Source organism: Ureibacillus sp. 179-F W5.1 NHS, from assembly GCF_045369345.1.
GTDB lineage: Bacteria > Bacillota > Bacilli > Bacillales_A > Planococcaceae > Ureibacillus > Ureibacillus halotolerans.
The window spans coordinates 1-21069 of record NZ_JBIQFG010000033.1 but is presented as its reverse complement, the minus strand read 5'-3'; the positions used below and the strand labels follow the sequence as shown (position 1 = coordinate 21069).

Below are 21069 nucleotides of genomic sequence, written 5' to 3'. Positions count from 1 at the left end.
ACCTCTCTTTTTAAACTACTTGAACTATTCAGCAGTTGCAATGATTGATTAATATGTTCACTAAATTTATACAGAATCCATATGAGGGATTTAGCCATGATGAAAAAAACTGACATTATACTTTTTATAATATCTGACTATTTTTATAAAGTCAGAGTTGCTTTATACTTTAGAACCATATATATAATGACATAATTAAAGGAGTATGAGATAGATGGCATTGAAAAAAACATTAACAATTGCTGGCTCTGACGCTTCAGGTGGAGCTGGATTAGAAGCGGATTTAAAAGCCTTTGAAGAACATAATACTTACGGAATGGCTGCTGTAACGGTAATCGCTACAATGGATCCTGATAACAATTGGAGCCACGGCGTTCACACATTACCAATCAATGTATTACAAGCCCAATTAAAAACTGCCTTTTCTACTGGCATCGATGCATTAAAAACAGGCATGTTATCTACAGAAGAAGTTATTCAAACTACTGGTGAAGCAATTTCTGCTTCTGGAGTTGAAAAAGTAGTCATTGACCCAGTTATGGTATGTAAAGGAGAAGATGAAGTATTAAATCCTGGTACAGTTGATGCAATGATTCAATACTTATTACCAAATGCTCTTGTAACAACACCGAATCTTTTCGAAGCTGGTCAACTAGCTGGAACGGGAACTCCAAAAACAATTGAAGAAATGAAAGTAGCTGCTCAAAAAATTAACGCCCTCGGTGCAAAAAACATCGTTATTAAAGGCGGACGAGCATTAAATAGTGACAAAGCAGTAGACTTATTCTACGATGGACAAACTTTCTATTTATTAGAAACTCCTAAAGTAGATACTACTTACAATCATGGTGCCGGCTGTACTTTCGCCGCTAGTGTTACTGCAAACCTAGCAAACGGTTTATCTGTAAAAGAATCAGTTATTGAAGCAAAAGAATTCGTAGCAGCTGGTATATTACATGGATGGAAGTTAAATGAATTTGTTGGTCCAGTATACCACGGTGCAAAACCTCGCCTTGGTGCACCAGAAGTAACAGTAACGGAAATATAATTTTTTATTAAGTTGGCAGTGTGAACATCTTCACACTGCCTTTTTTCATCTAGAAACCTTTTTCTTTTCATAAAGTAACATTTTTTACTATACTTATTAATAAATAGATGTGAAAGGAGAATTAAGATGAAGGAAGTACAAATTGACGAGCTCCAAGAATTGCTTAATTCTTTTGCGAACAAAGACGTCTATATTCATCTAGAAACAACAAATGGAGCTTATGCTACACATTTTGATGAAAAAGTGTTCAATGCAGGGGCTTTCATTCGCAATGCTAAAATCCGATATGAACTAGCAAAAATCATTGAAGATACCCCACACCGAGTAGGACTAAAAATGGAGCATGGTTGGGTCTATGCCCAAGGTATTACTCATTATGAAATGGATGAAAAAGGTCGTTTATTAATGGCTGGATTAGACTTTACAGGAAAACTTGCTGTTGCACTAGAAATTAGTGAAACACCATTTTCTTATTAAGGAGTGGATTTAATATGACTTTACAACCACAACGTCAAATTTTAGTTGTCTTTCCCCATCCAGATGATGAAGCCTTTTCTTCTGCAGGAACAATAAGACTTTACCGTAATATGGGTGTCCCAGTTACATATGCATGTTTAACTCTTGGTGAAATGGGCCGAAATCTTGGAAACCCTCCATTCGCCACACGGGAATCATTACCAGAAATTCGCCGTGAAGAATTAAAGGCTGCTTGTAAACATATGGGAATCGAAGATCTTCGAATGATGGGATTACGTGATAAAACAGTCGAATTTGAAGATGATGAAAAAATGGTTAATCTTGCAAAAGATTTAATTGATGAATTAAACCCTTCATTAATCATCACTTTCTTACCTGGCTATGCGGTTCACCCAGACCATGAAGCAACAGGTCGCGCAGTAGTGGAAGCCGTTAGACGTATGCCGAAAGAAGAGCGACCTACCCTTTACACAGTAGGCTTTGCTAATAATACAGTGGCAGAAAAAGGCGAACCAAATATTGAAATTGATATAACTAGTGTTAAAGAAGATAAAGTAAAAACTTTACAAGCCCATGCATCTCAAACAGCATGGATGATTGAAGATTATAAAAAGCGAATAGATGAAGGCGATAATTGGTTAGATAAAGAACGTTTTTATCTATTTAATTTTGAAGATTAATTATGATAATATAAAGGGGCAGGTAATTATTTCCTGCCCCTTTTTCCATTCATTATAAGTTATTTTTATTCAATACTATAAAGTCATTTACTTAAATAATTAGTCATTTTACAATCCTTTTATTTCCTGTATATTCATTTTTCATACATTTATAAATTTCGCAATATTTTTATTTTTATAAAACGTATTTACAACTGTATATAAAGACTTTATAGTGTATAAATATTCATCATACTATTTAAAGAGGTAAACAAATGACAAAAAAATTTCCTTCATATACATGGTTTCTTTTTATCTTTTTGTCCTTAGTGGGTATTTTCTTATTTATTACACCCGTTAATACAGCCGATGGATTAAAGGTACCTATCGCTCTATTAGCAAATGCCCTTTCTGCAAACGTTGTAAGCTTTATTCATTGGTTTGCTTGGATTGTCTTCATTATAGCTGCAATCGGCTCTGTCATTGCGCAATTCATTCCAGTAAAAGAACAACGTACTTTGTTCGATTCTTTATTCCGTGTTAACTGGTTCTGGACTATTATGCGCATATTAGCAGTGATTTTTGCAACAATGTATTTATTCCAAATAGGTCCTGAAATTTTTACTAGTGAAAATACGTCTGGTCTTTTACTGACTCCAGATGGCGGTCTAGTAACAATGATGTTCTCACTGTTCCTATTTGCCGGCTTATTACTTCCATTATTAACAGACTTTGGTTTACTTGAATTTTTTGGTTCCATGATGGTAAAAATCATGCGTCCTTTATTCAAAATCCCCGGTCGCTCAGCTATTGACTGTTTAGCTTCATGGGTTGGAGACGGAACAATCGGTGTACTTTTAACGAGTAAACAATATGAAGAAGGCAACTATACAGCGCGGGAAGCAGCTACTATTGCAACAACGTTCTCAGTTGTATCTATTACTTTCTGTTTTGTCGTATTAGAAACGGTTGATTTAAACCATTATTTCCTCCAATTTTATGGATCAGTTATTTTAGTGGGACTTATTTTAGCACTTATTATGCCACGTATTTTCCCATTAAGCCGTAAACCCGATACGAATATCGATGGCTCTATTCCTGATGATAAACGGGAAGATGTTCCAAAAGGGTTTAACGCTTTTTCATTAGGTTTACACAACGCGTTATCAAAGGCAGATAGCAATAAAAATCTAGGTAAAGTAATTGGAGCAGGTTTTAAAAACGTACTAGAAATGTGGTTTGCTATAACACCTGTTATTATGGCATTCGGTACAATTGCTTTAGTTCTTGCTGAATATACAAGTTTCTTTAAAATTTTAGGTATGCCTTTTGAGCCAATTCTAGCCGCATTACAAATTCCATTTGCCGATCAAGCAGCTCAAACAATGATCGTTGGTTTTGCAGATATGTTATTACCATCCGTTTTAGGCTCTGGTATTGAGTCAGATTTAACTCGATTCTTCATCGCTACAGTTTCTGTTACTCAATTAATTTACATGTCAGAAGTCGGAGGATTAATTTTAGGTACGAAACTTCCTTTGAAAATTTGGGATTTATTCCTTATCTTCTTAATCCGAACGATTATTTCTATTCCAATTATTGCAGTCATTGCACATATTTTGTTTTAAATTTTAAAGACTGGCATTCGCCAGTCTTTTTTTATTTTCATGGAAATTAGAACTCTATTGAAAAATGTTTTTTATTTTGTCAAAAGGAAAACGCTTTCGTCTATTAAATTTTTTGAATTTAAAAATAATTTTAAAAAATTCCCCTTTTTTATGTTAGAATAAGTAAATGTTTTAGTTAAACGGAGGTTACAAAACGATGGAAGTTGCTAAATCAAAAGGAATTACGGTGGAAAATATTTTAATTGCCCATCATCATTTAAAGGATGTTGTTTTACATACCCCACTACAAAAAAATGACTATTTATCTGAAAAATATAGTGCCAACATTTATATTAAGCGAGAAGACTTACAACATGTAAGATCATTTAAGCTTCGAGGTGCCTACTATAAAATAAAAAAAATTGAAGATAAAGCACGGAATAGCGGAGTTGTTTGTGCCAGTGCAGGAAACCATGCACAGGGTGTTGCCTTTGCTTGTGCACAACTGAATATTAAAGGCACAATTTTCATGCCTTTAACGACACCAAAACAAAAAATTGATCAAGTTCGAATGTTTGGTCGCAATAATATCGACATTATTTTAGAAGGTGACACTTTCGATGATTCTGCTTCCGCAGCAAAAGAATATTGTGAAGAACATGAGATGATTTTCATTCACCCCTTTGATGATGTCGATATTATGGCAGGACAGGGAACGGTGGCTGTTGAAGTGTTGAACGACATTGAAGAACCCCTTGATTTCATTTTCGGAGGAATTGGTGGCGGTGGTTTAATGGCTGGTATCGGTACGTACGTAAAAAATATTTCACCAAACAGTCGAGTAATTGGTGTTGAGCCGGCTGGAGCTGCTAGTATGAAAGCTGCCTTTGAAAACGGCGGACCGATCTCCCTTGATAAAATTGATAAATTTTGCGATGGAACGGCTGTACAATGTGTCGGATTCAATACGTATGAGATTTGTCATGAATATTTAGATGACATTGTACTCGTCCCAGAAGGAAAAGTAAGTACAACCATTTTAGACTTATATAATAAACACGCCATTGTAGCTGAACCATCCGGTGCCCTTCCAGTAGCTGCCCTTGATTTTTATGCGGATGAAATTAAAGGTAAATCGGTTGTTGTTGTCATTACTGGTGGCAACAACGACATTAGTCGTATGCAGGAAATTCGAGAGAAATCTTTATTATACGAAGGCTTATTATATTACTTTATCGTCAATTTCCCACAACGGGCTGGGGCACTCCGTCAATTTTTAACGGTTGTTCTTGGACCTAATGATGATATTACCCACTTTGAATATACGAAGAAAAACAATAAAGAAAGCGGTCCAGCATTAGTCGGAATCGAAGTGAGCAGTCCAGACGATTATCACGGCCTTATCAATCGCATGCGCATGAATGGCTTTGAATTTACCGAAGTTAATAAAGATAGCCAACTGTTCGGATTGTTAGTTTAATTTTTGAAGGAAACACTCAGTAAAAGCTGGGTGTTTCTTTTTGAATATAAAAAAGAAGAAACGACATTTTTCCGTCATTTCCCCTTCGTTTTCTTCCTATTTTTCAACCTAACAATGCTCTATCCGAATTCATTTTTTCACCGCGGATATTTTCAAATTCAGCCATTAAATCTGGAATTGATAATTGTTGCTTTTTCCTTTCATCGATCGATAATATAATTTGCCCTTTATCCATCATAATAAGGCGATTTCCTAAATCAATGGCTTGTTGCATATTGTGGGTAACCATTAAAGTTGTTAAGTTCCCTTCTTCTACTAGTTGCTTCGTTAATCGGGTAATTAACTCTGCTCTTGAAGGATCAAGGGCAGCCGTATGTTCATCCAATAATAAAATGGCAGGCTTCGTAAAGGTAGCCATTAATAATGATAACGCTTGTCGTTCTCCACCCGATAGTAAACCTACCTTCGCATTAAACCGATTCTCAAGGCCTAACCCTAACTTCTCTAAAGAAGAACGAAAGAACTCTCGACGTTTACTATTAACTCCTCTACGTAATCCCCTTTTTGCATTGCGTGAATAAGCAATGGCTAAGTTTTCTTCGATTGTCATCGATGGTGCGGTACCGGCCATTGGATCTTGAAACACACGACCAATAAATTGAGAACGTTTATATTCTGGCAGCTTCGTTACTTCTTTCCCATCAATCGTAACCACTCCAAAATCAGGGGTTAATGCTCCGGAAATCATATTCATCATCGTTGACTTCCCTGCCCCATTACTTCCGATGACCGTTACAAAGTCACCTGGAGATAAATGGAGGTTAATATTATCTAAAGCAATTTTTTCATCTGGTGTACCTTCATTAAAAATTTTATTTATTCCTTCTAATTTAAGCAAGGTGGTTCCCTCCTTGCGTAAGTTCTCGTTGTTGTTCGAGACGTTGTATTCGCCTTTTTTCTTTTCTTATTTTTTCACGTCGCTTTTCGACTAGCTGCGGAATGACTAAAGCTAAAATGACAATGATAGCTGTAATGAGCTTCATATCCGACGTATCTAACCAGTCAATTTGTAAAGCTACTGCATAAATAATTCGATAAATAATAGCCCCTGCTACTACTGCTAATGTTGTACGGAAAATCGTCTTCGTTCCAAAGATTGCTTCTCCGATAATAACAGATGCTAAACCAATAACAATCATCCCAATCCCCATATTGGCATCGGCAAATTTCGAATATTGGGCAATTAAAGCTCCTGACAGGGCTACTAAAGCATTAGAAACCCCTAATCCGAGTACGATTAACCCATCCGTATTGGCTGAAAAACTTCGAATCATTCTTTTGTTATCACCCGTTGCACGAATCGCAAGGCCTACTTCCGTCTTCAAAAACCAATCTACTATACTTTTAATAATTAGTGTAAGAATGAGAACAATTAAAATTGTCCCCCAAGTAGATGGAGCCGTTTGAAATCCTAACGTATTTTTTAAGAAACTCGTTAATGCTTGATCAATACCGATATTTCCCCATAAGCTTTGAAACTGTGAAAATATCGAATCTGAACTCATCAATGGAATATTTGGCTTTACGACTGCATTTTCATCGGATAATCCCATAATGCGGAGATTAATCGAGTACAAAGCAATCATCATTAATATCCCCGAAAGAAGTGGATTTATTTTTCCTTTCGTGTGTAAAAGCCCCGTCATACATCCTGCAATAAATCCAGCAACAAGTGCCGCTAATGTAGCCAGTATTGGGTTGTAGCCTAGTACAATCATCATCGCTGCTGTAGCTGCCCCTGTTACAAAGCTGCCATCCACGGTTAAATCCGGAAAATCTAACACTCGGAATGTTAAATACACTCCGAGTGCCATAATTGCATAGATGATTCCTTGCTCAACTGAACCAAACATCGCTGTAAACATATTGAATCATCCCCTATCTTTCCTTTTAATCTATTCGTAAATTTCTGCGTTCCAAGAATCTTTAATTTCTAGATTTAAAGTTTCAGCAGTTGATTTATTGATTAATAATTTTAAATTTCCTGGATATGCAGCAGGAATTTCAGATGGTGTTGCTTCCCCATTTAAGATTTTCACTGCCATTTCACCAGCTTCATAGCCGATATCATAATATTCAAAACCGTAAGCACCTAAACCACCACGGGCAACCGAATCTAATTCTCCTACCATAGCTGGAAGTTGATTCGAATTCGCTACGTCAATAACTGACTCCAAAGCAGAGACAACGGTATTATCCGTAATGATATATAGAGAATCTACTTTCCCTACTAATGATTCCGTTGCTTGTTTTACTTCTGCTGAAGTGGAAACTGCTGCTTCGACCAACTCAAGACCAGCTTCTTCTAGTAACGTTTTCATTTGTTCAACTTGGGCAACGGAATTTTGTTCACCAGTGTTATAGACGGTACCTACTTTTTTAGCACCTAGTTCAGCCTTAAGGAAAGCTACTGTATTCGCAATCGTATCTGGATGTAAGTCAACTGTACCCGTCACATTACCACCTGGACTTTCCATTGAGTCAATTAATTCTGCACCTACTGCATCTGTAACAGAGGTAAATATAATCGGGATATCAGATGTTGCTCCTTTTACAGCTTGAGCTGATGGGGTAGAGTTAGCAAAAATCAAATCAACACCGTCATTCACTAAATTTTGCGCAATCGTTGTATTCATACTCGGATCGTTTTGGGCGTTTTCTTCGACAAATTCGACTTCTAATCCCGCCTCTTTTAAAGCTGCTTTAAACCCTTCTGTTGCCTCATCTAATGAAGGATGCTCTACGATTTGCGTAATCCCTACTTTGAAAGTTTTCTCCCCTTCTGATGTTCCAGCATTTGTACCATCTTTTGTATCAGTAGTTGTTTCCCCTCCGCCACAAGCGGCCAATAGTATTACTAATCCTAACGATAACAATGAGCGCTTTTTTGGACCCTTTTTCATTCTTTCTCCCCCTACTTCCCTTTCAAATTCCACTCAACATATGAATTTTCTAATATATTTAATTATTCTAAAAATTTTAAGTTTAACGATTATATTACATTGCTAACCTATGGGAGTCAACAGCATTAAATAGCCTCTTACTTACAATTTTCATAATTACTACTACAAGAAAAATAATTTGTCGCTTTAAACCGTTAAAGTACATAGTTTTTATGAAGAATTCATTATTTTAAAAAAATATAAAAAATGTGACTAGTTTTCGACATTTTCCTATTTTGTGGACAACTAATCTACTTGTCCTCCAAATTTTATAGTTCATTTGACATATGGAACAAAATATAATAGTATATTTTCTTGTGATATTTTCACCGTGGTTCGAAAACTCCCACGAAAAAAAACTAAGGAGAATGAATATGAAAGTTAAATTTATTGCCACAACTGGGATTATTGCGGCTCTTTATATGGCTGTTACCCTTTTAGTTGCACCCTTTGGATTTACAGAAATCCAATTTAGAGTTTCAGAGATGTTTAATCACCTAGTTGCCTTTAACCCTCGTTATATGCTTGGGATTATTATTGGTGTATTTATTGCCAATTTATTTTCCCCCCTCGGCATTTACGATTTAATTTTTGGCGTCGGTCAATCGGTTATTACACTAGCCATTTTTATTTTCATTTGTAAGTTCGTAAAAAACATTTGGCTACGTTTAATGATTAATACATTTTTATTTACTTGTACAATGTTCATCATTGCCTTTGAATTAAACATCGCCCTTAAACTTCCATTTTTATGGACTTGGTTTACATGTGCCGTTGGTGAATTCGTTGTACTTGCTGTAGGTGCCCCTATTATGTACCTATTAAATAAACGATTAAATTTCAAAGATTTAATATAACGTCTAAACCGAGAATTATCTTTCTCGGTTTTTTTCATACAATTTTCCTCTTCGATTTTTCTGAAAATATTGACAAGGATTAAATTTAAGTCTACAATTCTACTTAATTAATTGTTCGGATACGGTAGTAGGTCGCGGGAGCGTGACCACCGTTTGAGCAAAGCAGAGTTTAGATGAGAATAGCTGAGAAAAAATTGATGAATAAGAATAGTAGCGATTTCAGGCGCTTTAGAGAGCTAGTGGTTGGTGTGAACTAGTGCGTACATTTCGTGAATGGGCCTTATGAGAGCAACTAGCGTTAGTTAGTTGACGTCTTTCCTACGTTACAAGGAAGTGTTGGAAGTGCTTTTTTACTTCTTAACACGCCAAGGTGGAAGTATTTTTATGCTTCAACAGAGGTGGCAACGCGGTATATATCGTCCTCTACAAAAGGAATTCCTTTTGTAGAGGACTTTTTTATTTCTCTAACCTGCTAATTTTAATTTTTAGGAGGATGAAAAATAATGGGGATTCAATCATTTACAAACCAAGTCAAGGAAATGAACAATTTATCCTTTGAAGAAATGCTTCAAGCTGCTGAATGCATATTTAATGAAGAAACTCCAAAAGAGGATATTGCAGATCTTTTAATCGCATTAAGTAACAAAGGTGAAACAACGGAGGAAGTAGCAGCCCTTGCGACTGTTATGAAATCGAATGCCCTTCCTTTACCATTGCCTGAAGGAAACTATCTTGATAACTGTGGTACAGGTGGGGATGGTTTAAAAAGCTTCAATATTAGTACTACGTCTGCCTTCGTATTAGCCGCAAATGGTGTATCTGTCGTGAAACATGGTAATCGTAAAATATCTAGTGCATCTGGAAGTTCTGATGTACTACAAGCTTTAGGAATTCATACAGAGTTTTCTATAGAAGATTCCATTGATTTATTACAACGAGAAGGAATTACTTTTCTCCATGCGCCAAACGTTCATCCAAAACTAAAACGAATAGGTGAGATTCGACGAACTATTGGAAAACCAACGATTTTTAATATGGTGGGCCCTTTAACAAATCCCGCAAATTTAACAACGCAGCTCGTCGGCATTAACCGTCCTGAATTTGTTAGCCAGTATGCAGAAGCCCTTCGTATTTTAGGTCGTCAACGGGCAATTGTCGTTTCTGGTTCACAAGGGATGGATGAAGCATCGTTAGATTCCAATAATACGTTCGCCTTATTAGAAAAGGGAGAAATTAAACCATTTTCAATCGACATACAATCCCTTGGCTTAACCCCCGTTTCCATCACGGCATTACGCGGTGGTACACCAGAAGAAAATGCCGTTATTTTAACAGAGTTATTGCAAGGGAAACAAAGTGTTTATTTTGATGTAGTCGTTTTTAATTCAGCCCTCGGTTTGTTTGCCCACGGTACCGTTGACTCGGTAAAAGATGGGGTCGAACTTGCACGGGATAGCATTTTATCTGGAAAAGCATTACGTAAACTTGAGGCTGTTGTGGAATATAGTCAAGGAATTGTAAAGGAGCGTGCGGTACAATGACGATTTTACAAACGATTTTAGATCATAAATCAACCATTCTTTCATCCCTTTTAGAAAATGAACCACAATTTGAAGTAAAGAGAAAAACACGCCCTTCTCTATATAATGATTTAAGAAAAGCAGAAACGCTTCAAATTATTTCCGAGATGAAGCGGGCTTCTCCATCTAAGGGTCTTATCGCTGAAGGGGCAAACCCAATCGAGCAAGCGAAAACATATGAACAGGCAGGAGCTGCTTGCATTTCTGTTTTAACAGAAGAAAAGTTTTTCAAAGGCTCCTTTCAAGATTTAGTTGATATCGCCAATCATGTGGATATTCCTATTTTAAATAAAGATTTTATTATTCATGAAGTACAAATAGATTATGCGAAAGCTGCCGGTGCTTCCGTCATTTTATTAATTGTTGCTGCCCTTTCCGATGAAAAGCTAAAAGCGTTTTACACTTACGCCAGCATGTTAGGTTTAGACGTTTTAGTGGAAGTACACAACGAAGAGGAACTTGATCGGGCATTAGCTATACATCCAAAAATTATTGGTGTAAACAATCGGGATTTAAAAACCTTCACCGTCGATCTTGCCCAGAGTGAAAAATTAGCCAATAAACTAAATGATTATGATGACATTGTCTTTATTAGTGAAAGTGGCATTTGGAATGCAGAAGATGCAACCCGGGTTGCTAAAGCTGGTGCTCACGGTGTTTTAGTCGGTGAATCATTAATGCGTAGTGGAGATGTGGGAGAAGCATTAACCTCCTTACAAGTTCCCCTCCCCTTTGTCGCAAAGGAAGTGAAGTAATGGCAAAAGTAAAAATTTGTGGACTTAAAGAAGAAGAACATGTGAAAGCCGCTGTTGAGGCTGGTGCCACATGGATTGGTTTTATGTTTGCCCAGAGCAAACGACAAATATCCTTTGAACAGGCCCGTAAGTTAGCTCAAAGTATTCCCGCACATGTGAAAAAAGTTGGTGTTTTTGTCAATCCAACCGCCCAACAAGTACGAGAAGCTGTTGAACTAGTTGATCTTGATTATGTTCAATACCATGGAAATGAAGAAGCCCAATTTATTAAACAGTTAGGCTATCCTTCCATCAAAGCATTTTCCATTAAAAATGCGGATGATGTAAAAAGGGCTAGTCAGTATGAAGTGGACTATTATTTATTTGACGCGCCTGGTACGAACTATGCTGGAGGGAGCGGTCACATTTTTGATTGGACTTTACTAGACCAACTTTCCATTCCTAAGAGCAAGGTCATTTTAGCTGGTGGACTCAATAGTGAAAATGTTCTTCATGCTATTGCCCAAGTGAATCCTTTCGGTGTAGATGTCTCAAGTGGCGTTGAAAAAAAAGGGATAAAGGACAGTCACTTGATTAAACAATTTATCGAAACAGCATCACAGAAATTAACTAGTGTAGCGAAATAAATAGGATGGATGAATGAATGAAAAAGGAGCGGATATAAATGACAACAGAATTAAAAGGTCGATTCGGTCGATTTGGTGGACAGTTCGTACCTGAAACATTAATGACAGCTTTACAAGAATTGGATGCTGCTTATGACAAAGTCAAAAGCGACGAATCTTTCCAAGACGAACTTCGCTACTACTTAAAAAATTACGTAGGGCGTCAAACCCCTCTCTATTTTGCTGAACGTTTAACCGAATATTGTGGTGGAGCAAAAATTTACTTGAAACGGGAAGATTTAAATCATACAGGAGCTCATAAAATTAATAATGCCCTTGGGCAAGCACTTCTTGCGAAACGTATGGGGAAAAATAAAATTGTTGCTGAAACTGGTGCTGGTCAACATGGTGTTGCTACTGCCACTGCCTGTGCCCTTCTCAATTTAGACTGTATTGTTTACATGGGAGCAGAAGATGTTAAACGGCAAGCTTTAAACGTCTTCCGCATGGAGCTCCTTGGCACAAAAGTAGTCGCCGTTGATAAAGGTTCTGCCACATTAAAAGATGCGGTAAACGAAGCATTACGCCACTGGGTAACAAACATTGAAGATACCCACTATATTTTAGGTTCTGCTATGGGTCCTCATCCATTTCCTACAATTGTTCGTGATTTTCAACGGGTGATTGGTGATGAAACTCGGGAACAAATATTAGAATTGGAAGACCGTCTACCTAACGCTGTTGTGGCTTGTGTTGGTGGTGGTAGTAACTCTATCGGCATGTTCTATCCATTTGTTAAAGACGAAGATGTCGCTTTATATGGTGTAGAAGCTGCAGGGAAAGGAATTGAAACAGGGATGCATGCTGCTGCTATTCAAGGTGGTCAAACTGGTGTTTTACACGGAGCATTTATGTACTTATTACAAGATAACAACGGCTTTGTTCAAGAAGCCCATTCCATCTCTGCCGGTCTGGATTATCCTGGGGTCGGACCAGAACATTGTCACCTTCACGAAATCGGGCGAGCATCTTACGGTACCGTTACAGATGATGAGGCGTTGGAAGGAGTTAAGTTACTTTGTCGCACGGAAGGTATCCTTCCCGCCTTGGAAAGTGCCCATGCCATCTATTTTGCAGCCAATCTCGCAAAAACAATGGCACCCGATGAAATTCTTGTCATTTGCCTATCTGGTCGTGGTGACAAAGACGTTCATACAATTTCTGCTGCCCTTGGAGGTGACCTTTCATGAGTTTGTTAAAGAAAACGATTTTATCTATCACAGCTCAAGGCCATAAAGCATTTGTACCGTATATAATGGCTGGCGACGGTGGTTTAAATAAATTACAACCGACGATTTTAAAATTACAACAGCTGGGAGTTACAGCAATTGAAGTTGGGATTCCCTTTACAGATCCAGTTGCAGATGGACCTACGATTGAACGGGCTGGTGAACGGGCTTTAGCAAATGGGACCACTTTACACACTGTCCTTGAAACATTAACTTCCTTTGCGAGTGAATTGACGGTACCCCTTGTAGCTATGACCTATTTAAATCCTATACTAGCCTATGGAACGGAGAAATTTGCTAAAGATGCCCGGGCTGCCGGTATCCGTGGAGTCATTATTCCAGATATGCCCCTCGAGGAAAGTGAAATTGTTCAGCCTGCTTTAAAGAATGCATCGATTGATCTTGTCCAGCTTGTATCTTTAACGAGTACTCCAGAACGGATTGAACGTTTAACAAAAAGAAGTGAAGGGTTCATTTATGCTGTCACTGTAAATGGGATTACTGGTGCCCGGTCCTCCTTTGCAACCCAATTGGATGAACACTTTAAAAAAATTCAAACGTATACGGATACACCTGTTTTAGCAGGCTTTGGTATTTCAACACCTGATCACGTAAAAAGTTTCGGATCATTTTGTAGCGGGGTAATTGTTGGTAGTAAGATTGTTGACTGTCTAGTTCAAGATGATTGGACTACCATTGAAAACTTAGTGAAAGCTTCAAAAACAGTTGCTATGAAGTAATCCTTTAAGGCCATTGAATCTTTATATTCAATGGCTCTTTTTTATAAATATAAAAAAATAGTGCCGACTTTAATAGAAGCCAGCACGTTTTATATCGTAATAAATTTAACGGGATGCTTTTGGTGGTTGGCAAACATCACATTTACGTTGGTTATTATTTTTAAATTTCGTAAACGTTTTTTCAAAATGACTACCACAGGCACATTGGAATAATAATTTTTGAGAAAACCCATGGAATTCCGTTGTTAGTAACTTACTATCTGAATTATTTTCAACAAATTGTTTAATTTTATCAATCGTCCATCGTTTGTTCATTTTTTTACTCCTTATATCGTTTAAATATCTTTCGTTGTTTCTTTAATCGTCATCTAAAATAGAATCCTTTTATATCAATATTCATTTTATTCCTGATTAAACCACAGTGGTTCTTTGTCATCAACATCGCCATTATAATTAATTAAAATTTCTTCTCCAGCTTTTATATCTTTAAATGCATAAAAATCAAAAGTATGATTGTTAAAATTAATTTCGTAAATAGCATTCGGTTCATAGGAATGATTAAATAACATTCCATACCCTAAAAGGATTGCAGTATGATTAATTCCATACTCAAAAGCGTAATCAGCGAGGAGGGTTTGTTCAATATGTTGATGTTGGTCATTTGGATAGGAAATGACTGGTGCTTCGTGTAATAGCTCCCCTTTTTTAATATCACATGTTGCAAATACCCCTCTATTGAATTCTCCATCACTTAGCGGAGATGTTTTTACTTCAATCATGTTGTTCGCCTACTCACTTTTAAATTTTCTTTCTAACTGTAACATTAATTTGCATATTAGTAACGAATTTTTCATTTTAAAACTTCTTTATAAACTTTTTTGTTGCATTAAACTTCCCAACAGACGAATAGGCACATTCCCCTTTTTTATTGTTACACGCCTTCTTTTTAGAATATTCCTTTCAGTCAATATTATTTATTTTTCTAACAAAAAAGTGCAAATCCCTTTGATTTGCACTTCTGTCTTATTTATGAAATTGCTTTTAATTTTCTGTTTAATTTTTCTAGCATATCAATTGTCATTTTTTCTAAATTATACTGAGCTTTAAAGCCCCATTCTTCTACTGCCGCTGAAGAATCAATGGAGTTTGGCCAGCTATCTGCAATCGCTTGACGAGTAGGATCTACGTCATAGTCCATTTCAAATGTTGGAATATGCTTTTTAATCTCCGCTGCAATTTGCGAAGGCTCGAAGCTCATTGCAGTTATGTTAAAGGCGTTACGATGTTTTAATTTTGAGCCGTCTGCTTCCATTAAATCTACAATCGCTTGCAATGCATCTGGCATATACATCATGTCCATATAGGTACCCTCTGCAATGTATGAGGTGTAGCGACCATTCTCAACCGCTTTATAATAAATATCTACTGCATAATCCGTTGTACCGCCACCAGGAGGAGTTGCATATGAAATTAACCCTGGGAATCGAACGCCACGCGTATCTACTCCATAACGAGTAAAGTAATAATCACATAATAGCTCCCCGGCTACTTTGTTTACGCCATACATCGTCGTAGGGCGTTGGAGCGTATCTTGCGGAGTATTATCCTTAGGTGTTGATGGACCAAACGCTCCAATGGAACTTGGTGTGAAAAATTGCAAATTTAACTCCCGTGCTACTTCAAGGGCGTTCATTAACCCACCCATATTTAAATTCCATGCAAACTGGGGATTTTTCTCTGCTGTTGCAGAAAGTAATGCAGCCATATGAATCATCGTATCCGCACCGAATTGTTTTGAAAGCTCATACATTCGGTTCTCATCAGTTACATCTAACACTTCAAAAGGACCATTAACGTCCTTTTCTTTACGGATATCCGTAGCTAAAACGTTGTCTTTTCCATATATATCTCGTAATTTTACAATAAGTTCTGATCCAATTTGACCCAATGCACCCGTGACAATAATTTTTTTCATATATATGCACCCTCCTCTGATGATAAACAAATGTACACTCCGAAAATACAATAAAACGTTGTTATATCAATGTTTTTGGCGATTTTTATTATAACCCGTTCACTTATAAAAGACAATACTTAATTGTTTGTCTTTTTTAAATATTTGTTCTCCATAGCATATGCAACTTCTTTAAGAGATGTAAAAAAGCTAACCAAATCCATACGAGTCCTACCTAACGAATGATTTCGGTAAGATTCTGAATCGGTTAGCTTTTATTTTATTTAATCAACAGAAGAATAGGTAATCGAAAAAATCGAATAAAAGGGAAATTTACGACCATCCTCAAAAGACAACGTCCCTTTCGTTACATTAAAAGCGGAAATAATGCCTGTTGCTTTAAAAATATGATTGTCTTCCCAAAGGCCTAATTCCACTTCCGCTTTATTATGATAGGCAATTTGCAGTTGCTCACTAAGTTCCTGCAATGCCCATTCGTCTAATTCGGGTTTTTTAACGTAATCATCCTTCTCATGCCATTCTCGTAATAATTCCACGTGTTCTGGCAGCATCATTGCGTTCCATTTAATATTTCCACGGTCTCGAATCATCATCTTCACCTCTTGTCATAAAATGTTCGTGACCTACTCTCTAACACCACTTTATTTTTTATGACCACCTACTAACTGGGCCCGTTTAACGGCTGTTCCTGCTTCTGTATAAGAAACGGCACGTAGAACTGCTGTAGAGCCATGCTTTGACCGTAAATAGTCCATTGTTGCACCTAGTTTTCGTTTTCTCCATTTCCTATCATCAAACAAACTTAGCTGCATGGAGTTTTCGGATTCTAACTTCGAAATGCTTAAAGAAATTTGCCTTACCGGGCGTTCTGCATAATGTTCATCGAGCAATTGCTCACATACTTTATAAATTTTCATCGTGTCGTTCGTTGGCTCGTCAATCGTCCGTGCTCGATGAAAACCACCTCCGAAAGCATCTTTACTATAACTAACCCCAAGGGAAATCGTTCTTCCAACTTGATACGCTTCCCTTGCTCTTCTTGCCACGTCCTCACACATTTCGAGAATGACAGCAAGAATTTCACTACGACTTCGATAATCCCGCATTAGCACTTGCCCTTTCCCAAAACTAATTTGCCCTTGTGCTAACGGTGCACCAAGCGGGGATAAATCAATTCCCCATGCATGATAGTAAAGCTGATTACCCATAATACCAAAACAATCTTCTAATGTTTTTAAATCGGTATTAGCTAAATCACCTACTGTAAAAATTCCCATATTATTTAACGTACGTTCTGTTCTGCGACCGATTCCCCACATTTCTGAAAGGGGGGATAAGGGCCAAAGTTTTGTAGGAACGTCTTCGTATGTCCATTTGGCAAAATCTTTCTTTTTCCCTTCTAAATCTAGTGCAAGTTTTGCCATTAACATATTAGGTCCCATTCCAACGGCGCTTGGTATTTGAAATTGTCGATAAATACTTTCTTGAATAAATTTAGCTGTTTCTTCTGGTGGTCCCCACAGTTTTTCAGTGCCACTAAGATCAACAAAGCTTTCATCGATGCTATAAACGTGAATTGCTTCCTTTGGAACAAATTGATTAATTAAATTCGTAATTTCCATCGACATTTGCACGAAAAATTCCATTTTCGGTTCAAATAATCGAATATCAGGATGTTTTGGAATTTCAAAAAGACGAGAGCCTGTTTTAATACCAAACCGTTTCTTCATCGGTGGTGATGCAGCAAGCACAATACTTCCCTTTTGCTGGAAGTTCCCTATAACCGCAATCGGTACTTTAAGGGGATCAAGATTTTCAAGCATCGCCATACAACTGGCATAAAAGCATCGCATATCGATACAAATAATCGGTCGATTCGGTGCATGTTCGTACTTTTCCAATGAATTTGTCTCATCCGCTTCTCTATCCTTCAACCCATGCATCACTACACCTCCAATTTATCTATTATTAATATATACGAACATTCGTTCTTATATTCATTTTAAAATGAGATAATTGAGACGACAAGAGGAAGTATATGGAAGATACTGAAAGGCGCTAGTGGAATATATTTCTTTCACCTTAAAGCGAGAGTGCTGAAACACGGTTTACTACAAAGATGCTAAGTTACTATTTTTATCCCACAAGTCACTCCCCTCTCCCCATCACTTATTGAAATGAAGATGATTGAAATGCAATGATTATATATAATAGAAATATATATAAGGGAGAAATGCATAATCAGCAAGTGAAAGAATAAAACTTAGAATAAAAGAGATACCTGAAAAAAATCGGATATTCTATTTGCAAACATTGAAAATACATAACGGTATCCACTTTAAGAAATGACCATTATCGCTAGTCAACTTCCTAATTAGTTACACGAGTTATAGAGGAATATACTAAGGGAAGGAATAGAATAAATATTTTTTGAAAATTAATTGTATCGACAATAACTGATAAAATCCCCTCTTTATTGGAAAAAAACGAATAAATTTGATAGGCTTAAAGAGTTGTCAACTTTTTTAATCATATTAAAAATCGTGAAAACTTTTTGAAGAAAGGAATTTAGGATGAAGAAAATTTCAAATGTTTTTTGGATTTCCGTTGCGATTGTTCTCGCAGCAGTTATATTCGGTGTTGCCGCCCCAAAGAGTTTTGAAGAAGCAACAGGAAATTTACAAGCATTTCTTACGTCGGCATTTGGATGGTATTATTTAATTTTGGTTACAATCATTGTAATTTTTTGTGTTTTTCTTATATTCAGCCCTGTTGGAGCGATAAAATTAGGAAAACCTGATGAGAAACCTGAATTTTCAAGACCCTCCTGGTTTGCCATGTTATTTAGTGCAGGTATGGGGATTGGCCTTGTCTTCTGGGGAGCAGCAGAACCGCTTTCCCATTTTATGGACCCCCCACTAGCTGAACCAGAAACAAATTCAGCATATAAAGAAGCGATGAGATACACATTTTTCCATTGGGGGATTCATGCATGGGGAATATATGCAATAGTGGCGTTAGCATTAGCTTACTTCAATTTCCGTAAGGGAGAACCCGGTCTCATTTCCGCTACATTAAAACCAGTCTTAGGAAAAAAAGCAATGGAAGGCACTTTTGGAACAGTAGTAGACGTTTTAGCTGTTGTCGCAACTGTTGTTGGTGTTGCAACAACTCTAGGATTTGGTGCAACACAAATTAATGGAGGGTTATCTTATTTATTAGGGATACCTAATAATTTTACCATTCAATTTATTATCATAGCTGTTGTTACCGTTCTATTCATCATCTCAGCATCAACTGGATTAGGTAAAGGAATCAAGATTTTAAGTAACACAAATATGTTTGTGGCAATTGCATTATTAGTTTTAATGTTTATCGCGGGACCTACAATCCTCATCTTAAACATGTTTACTGATTCACTCGGTGGCTATATACAAAACATAATTCAAATGAGCTTCCGTATCGCACCACTTAATGAAGAGCATCGTTCTTGGATTAATGACTGGACAATCTTCTATTGGGCATGGTGGATTTCATGGGCGCCATTTGTTGGTATTTTTATCGCCCGTGTATCAAGAGGTAGAACGATACGAGAATTTGTCGTAGGGGTTTTATTACTTCCAGCTCTCGTAAGCTTTATATGGTTCTCTGTGTTTGGAACATCAGCAATCGAGGTTCAAAAAGCTGTAAATATAGACATCTCTCAATTGGCTACTGAAGAAGTTTTATTTGCCATTTTTAATGAATCATCTTGGTCGTTCATTCTATCTGTCGTAGCAATTGTACTTGTTAGTACATTTTTCATTACATCTGCTGATTCCGCAACATTTGTGCTTGGTATGCAAACAACATACGGATCACTTATACCACCTACTAGTGTAAAATTAACGTGGGGTATTGCACAGTCGACTGTAGCTATAGTTCTTTTATATAGTGGAGGACTACAAGCACTACAAAATACATTGGTTATAGCAGCTTTTCCATTTTCCATAATTATTATTTTAATGATGGTTTCACTTTATCGATCTTTAGCAAAAGATAAAAAAGAACTCGGATTGTTTCACAAACCAAAACCACGGAAAAAACCGGAAAATCTAGAACAGTAAAATGGAAAAGGCTGTCCGAAAAGGGCTGTGCTAGAGAATGTAGTACCAGGTAATACTAAACAATTGCACGAACATACACTACTTCAGTAACAATGAAACACTTTGGTAAACTGAAGAGTAGATTAAACAATAAATTTAAAAAGGATGCCCCTAGTGCGTAAACTTAAGGGCATCCTTTTTGATTAAATAATTTCTGTAAAGAAACATGTTTTCATATGCTGAATAAATGTTTCACCTAAATCTGTAAATGTTGCAACACCTTGTTTATGAATGGCTGTTTTAAATCCTTCTGCATCGGCTCCTGCTACTGTTAAAAAATCACAAATATCTGTGCAAACGCCTACGACATGGACTTTTTCAACATTGAGAGCTTTTAGCTTTTCAGCTAAGCCCGTTTTAAAGAAAGCGTTGTAATTTGTTTTTGGTTGATAAATAACATTTGGATGGGATTCATGTTCTTTAAACCATGTCATTAAATCCCCATAAAGTTCCTGTCCTTTTGTTCCAATTACATTATGCGGAGACCATAGTTCAAAATGCGGATCATTTTCCTCATGGGCATCCATAGCTACTACCACAACTTGGTCATTATGTAAAAATTCCGTTGCCTTATTAATAATATAAGGTACTATTTCTTGAGCCGGTTTTCCAGCTGTTAAACTCCCGTCGTCCGAAACAAAGTCGTTGCTCATATCTACTATAATGAGTGCTTCTTTTGACATTTCTCTTCCCCCTAAACCATCCTTATTATTATAAATAATTATAATTTAAAAAGAAGAAAAAGGAAAAAGTTTCTATACCGATTCCCTGCCAAAATAAATATCCGCCTGTAAAACAGGCGGTTTTAGTAACGCCCTATAAGGGCTCCTTACTAACTGCCCCTAAAGGG

21 protein-coding genes, 1 riboswitch and 1 other annotated feature are annotated in these 21069 nt (G+C 36.9%); of the genes, 12 read left to right on the top strand and 9 right to left on the bottom strand.

Translation table 11 applies throughout. From position 1 onward, the window contains the following. The first annotated feature begins 214 nt into the window (after positions 1-214). The 5 genes from thiD to ilvA all read left to right on the top strand — a co-directional run bounded on the left by thiD (position 215) and on the right by ilvA (position 5271). Positions 215-1048, top strand: coding sequence for a bifunctional hydroxymethylpyrimidine kinase/phosphomethylpyrimidine kinase (gene thiD, locus ACH0B5_RS13475; protein WP_122972434.1), 834 nt, complete (start codon positions 215-217; stop codon positions 1046-1048). Between the two features lie 126 nt (positions 1049-1174). After that, the gene (locus ACH0B5_RS13470; protein WP_122972435.1) at positions 1175-1525 is read left to right on the top strand and encodes a YojF family protein; all 351 of its coding nucleotides are present in this window, start codon (positions 1175-1177) and stop codon (positions 1523-1525) included. A 14-nt stretch (positions 1526-1539) separates the two neighbouring features. After that, positions 1540-2205, top strand: a complete 666-nt coding sequence (gene bshB2, locus ACH0B5_RS13465) for a bacillithiol biosynthesis deacetylase BshB2 (protein WP_406927953.1) — start codon at positions 1540-1542, stop codon at positions 2203-2205. 254 nt (positions 2206-2459) lie between these two features. Continuing rightward, complete coding sequence (locus tag ACH0B5_RS13460; protein ID WP_122972437.1) at positions 2460-3812, top strand: YjiH family protein; 1353 nt, start codon at positions 2460-2462, stop codon at positions 3810-3812. 196 nt (positions 3813-4008) lie between these two features. Continuing rightward, complete coding sequence (ilvA, locus tag ACH0B5_RS13455) at positions 4009-5271, top strand: threonine ammonia-lyase IlvA (RefSeq protein ID WP_122972438.1); 1263 nt, start codon at positions 4009-4011, stop codon at positions 5269-5271. Positions 5272-5374: 103 nt separating this feature from the next. On the opposite strand, the gene ACH0B5_RS13450 is transcribed toward ilvA, so the two are convergent. The 3 genes from ACH0B5_RS13450 to ACH0B5_RS13440 are packed head-to-tail and all read right to left on the bottom strand — an operon-like array spanning position 5375 to position 8234. Next, on the bottom strand, positions 5375-6169 hold the full coding sequence (locus tag ACH0B5_RS13450) for an ABC transporter ATP-binding protein (RefSeq protein ID WP_122972439.1): 795 nt from the start codon (positions 6167-6169) through the stop codon (positions 5375-5377). After that, complete coding sequence (locus ACH0B5_RS13445; RefSeq protein ID WP_122972440.1) at positions 6162-7196, bottom strand: ABC transporter permease; 1035 nt, start codon at positions 7194-7196, stop codon at positions 6162-6164. Before ACH0B5_RS13445 ends, ACH0B5_RS13450 begins: the two co-directional genes overlap by 8 nt. Positions 7197-7226: 30 nt before the next feature. Beyond that, a complete protein-coding gene (locus ACH0B5_RS13440) occupies positions 7227-8234 on the bottom strand; it encodes an ABC transporter substrate-binding protein (RefSeq protein WP_122972441.1) in 1008 nt (335 codons plus the stop codon). Between the two features lie 364 nt (positions 8235-8598). Next, a riboswitch (PreQ1 riboswitch) is annotated at positions 8599-8642 on the top strand. Between the two features lie 5 nt (positions 8643-8647). On the opposite strand from ACH0B5_RS13440, the gene ACH0B5_RS13435 reads away from it, so the two are divergent. The 6 genes from ACH0B5_RS13435 to trpA all read left to right on the top strand — a co-directional run bounded on the left by ACH0B5_RS13435 (position 8648) and on the right by trpA (position 14099). Then, positions 8648-9130, top strand: a complete 483-nt coding sequence (locus tag ACH0B5_RS13435; protein ID WP_122972442.1) for a QueT transporter family protein — start codon at positions 8648-8650, stop codon at positions 9128-9130. Positions 9131-9318: 188 nt separating this feature from the next. Beyond that, positions 9319-9557 (top strand) — a binding site (T-box leader). Between the two features lie 76 nt (positions 9558-9633). Further along, positions 9634-10671, top strand: a complete 1038-nt coding sequence (trpD, locus tag ACH0B5_RS13430; protein ID WP_122972443.1) for an anthranilate phosphoribosyltransferase — start codon at positions 9634-9636, stop codon at positions 10669-10671. After that, on the top strand, positions 10668-11465 hold the full coding sequence (gene trpC, locus ACH0B5_RS13425; RefSeq protein ID WP_122972444.1) for an indole-3-glycerol phosphate synthase TrpC: 798 nt from the start codon (positions 10668-10670) through the stop codon (positions 11463-11465). The genes trpD and trpC overlap by 4 nt, the downstream gene beginning before the upstream one ends. Further along, entirely contained in the window at positions 11465-12091 is a 627-nt protein-coding gene (locus ACH0B5_RS13420) for a phosphoribosylanthranilate isomerase (RefSeq protein ID WP_122972445.1), read from the top strand. Before trpC ends, ACH0B5_RS13420 begins: the two co-directional genes overlap by 1 nt. A gap of 38 nt (positions 12092-12129) precedes the next feature. Next, complete coding sequence (trpB, locus tag ACH0B5_RS13415; RefSeq protein ID WP_406927952.1) at positions 12130-13320, top strand: tryptophan synthase subunit beta; 1191 nt, start codon at positions 12130-12132, stop codon at positions 13318-13320. Continuing rightward, positions 13317-14099 carry a tryptophan synthase subunit alpha gene (trpA, locus tag ACH0B5_RS13410; RefSeq protein WP_122972447.1) on the top strand — a complete coding sequence of 261 codons (783 nt, stop codon included), beginning with the start codon at positions 13317-13319 and terminating at the stop codon, positions 14097-14099. The genes trpB and trpA overlap by 4 nt, the downstream gene beginning before the upstream one ends. 105 nt (positions 14100-14204) lie before the next feature. Here the strand turns inward: trpA and ACH0B5_RS13405 are convergent, their stop codons facing one another. The 5 genes from ACH0B5_RS13405 to ACH0B5_RS13385 form a co-directional block, all read right to left on the bottom strand. Next, positions 14205-14414: a hypothetical protein gene (locus ACH0B5_RS13405; RefSeq protein ID WP_122972448.1), complete on the bottom strand. Its 210-nt coding sequence runs from the start codon at positions 14412-14414 to the stop codon at positions 14205-14207. 86 nt (positions 14415-14500) lie between these two features. After that, complete coding sequence (locus ACH0B5_RS13400; RefSeq protein WP_122972449.1) at positions 14501-14878, bottom strand: SET domain-containing protein; 378 nt, start codon at positions 14876-14878, stop codon at positions 14501-14503. 248 nt (positions 14879-15126) lie between these two features. After that, positions 15127-16074 (bottom strand): L-threonine 3-dehydrogenase, encoded by a 948-nt coding sequence (locus ACH0B5_RS13395; RefSeq protein WP_122972450.1) that lies wholly within the window; start codon positions 16072-16074, stop codon positions 15127-15129. A 263-nt stretch (positions 16075-16337) separates the two neighbouring features. Beyond that, positions 16338-16664 carry a YolD-like family protein gene (locus ACH0B5_RS13390; protein WP_122972451.1) on the bottom strand — a complete coding sequence of 109 codons (327 nt, stop codon included), beginning with the start codon at positions 16662-16664 and terminating at the stop codon, positions 16338-16340. A 51-nt stretch (positions 16665-16715) separates the two neighbouring features. Beyond that, on the bottom strand, positions 16716-18017 hold the full coding sequence (locus ACH0B5_RS13385; RefSeq protein ID WP_122972452.1) for a Y-family DNA polymerase: 1302 nt from the start codon (positions 18015-18017) through the stop codon (positions 16716-16718). A 630-nt stretch (positions 18018-18647) separates the two neighbouring features. Here ACH0B5_RS13385 and ACH0B5_RS13380 point away from each other — a divergent pair. Further along, a complete protein-coding gene (locus ACH0B5_RS13380; RefSeq protein WP_341361758.1) occupies positions 18648-20180 on the top strand; it encodes a glycine betaine uptake BCCT transporter in 1533 nt (510 codons plus the stop codon). Between the two features lie 182 nt (positions 20181-20362). Here the strand turns inward: ACH0B5_RS13380 and ACH0B5_RS13375 are convergent, their stop codons facing one another. Beyond that, positions 20363-20902, bottom strand: a complete 540-nt coding sequence (locus ACH0B5_RS13375; protein ID WP_122972454.1) for a cysteine hydrolase family protein — start codon at positions 20900-20902, stop codon at positions 20363-20365. Between the last annotated feature and the right edge of the window lie 167 nt (positions 20903-21069).

Coding starts and splice junctions, on each gene's coding strand:
- ilvA (WP_122972438.1), top strand. CDS start 4,009: ATGGAAGTTGCTAAATCAAAAGGAATTACGGTGGAAAATATTTTAATT.
- bshB2 (WP_406927953.1), top strand. CDS start 1,540: ATGACTTTACAACCACAACGTCAAATTTTAGTTGTCTTTCCCCATCCA.
- ACH0B5_RS13395 (WP_122972450.1), bottom strand. CDS start 16,074: ATGAAAAAAATTATTGTCACGGGTGCATTGGGTCAAATTGGATCAGAA.
- thiD (WP_122972434.1), top strand. CDS start 215: ATGGCATTGAAAAAAACATTAACAATTGCTGGCTCTGACGCTTCAGGT.
- ACH0B5_RS13440 (WP_122972441.1), bottom strand. CDS start 8,234: ATGAAAAAGGGTCCAAAAAAGCGCTCATTGTTATCGTTAGGATTAGTA.
- ACH0B5_RS13420 (WP_122972445.1), top strand. CDS start 11,465: ATGGCAAAAGTAAAAATTTGTGGACTTAAAGAAGAAGAACATGTGAAA.
- ACH0B5_RS13405 (WP_122972448.1), bottom strand. CDS start 14,414: ATGAACAAACGATGGACGATTGATAAAATTAAACAATTTGTTGAAAAT.
- ACH0B5_RS13470 (WP_122972435.1), top strand. CDS start 1,175: ATGAAGGAAGTACAAATTGACGAGCTCCAAGAATTGCTTAATTCTTTT.
- ACH0B5_RS13385 (WP_122972452.1), bottom strand. CDS start 18,017: ATGCATGGGTTGAAGGATAGAGAAGCGGATGAGACAAATTCATTGGAA.
- ACH0B5_RS13375 (WP_122972454.1), bottom strand. CDS start 20,902: ATGTCAAAAGAAGCACTCATTATAGTAGATATGAGCAACGACTTTGTT.
- ACH0B5_RS13390 (WP_122972451.1), bottom strand. CDS start 16,664: ATGATTCGAGACCGTGGAAATATTAAATGGAACGCAATGATGCTGCCA.
- ACH0B5_RS13460 (WP_122972437.1), top strand. CDS start 2,460: ATGACAAAAAAATTTCCTTCATATACATGGTTTCTTTTTATCTTTTTG.
- trpB (WP_406927952.1), top strand. CDS start 12,130: ATGACAACAGAATTAAAAGGTCGATTCGGTCGATTTGGTGGACAGTTC.
- ACH0B5_RS13400 (WP_122972449.1), bottom strand. CDS start 14,878: ATGATTGAAGTAAAAACATCTCCGCTAAGTGATGGAGAATTCAATAGA.
- trpC (WP_122972444.1), top strand. CDS start 10,668: ATGACGATTTTACAAACGATTTTAGATCATAAATCAACCATTCTTTCA.
- ACH0B5_RS13445 (WP_122972440.1), bottom strand. CDS start 7,196: ATGTTTACAGCGATGTTTGGTTCAGTTGAGCAAGGAATCATCTATGCA.
- trpD (WP_122972443.1), top strand. CDS start 9,634: ATGGGGATTCAATCATTTACAAACCAAGTCAAGGAAATGAACAATTTA.
- ACH0B5_RS13435 (WP_122972442.1), top strand. CDS start 8,648: ATGAAAGTTAAATTTATTGCCACAACTGGGATTATTGCGGCTCTTTAT.
- ACH0B5_RS13380 (WP_341361758.1), top strand. CDS start 18,648: ATGAAGAAAATTTCAAATGTTTTTTGGATTTCCGTTGCGATTGTTCTC.
- trpA (WP_122972447.1), top strand. CDS start 13,317: ATGAGTTTGTTAAAGAAAACGATTTTATCTATCACAGCTCAAGGCCAT.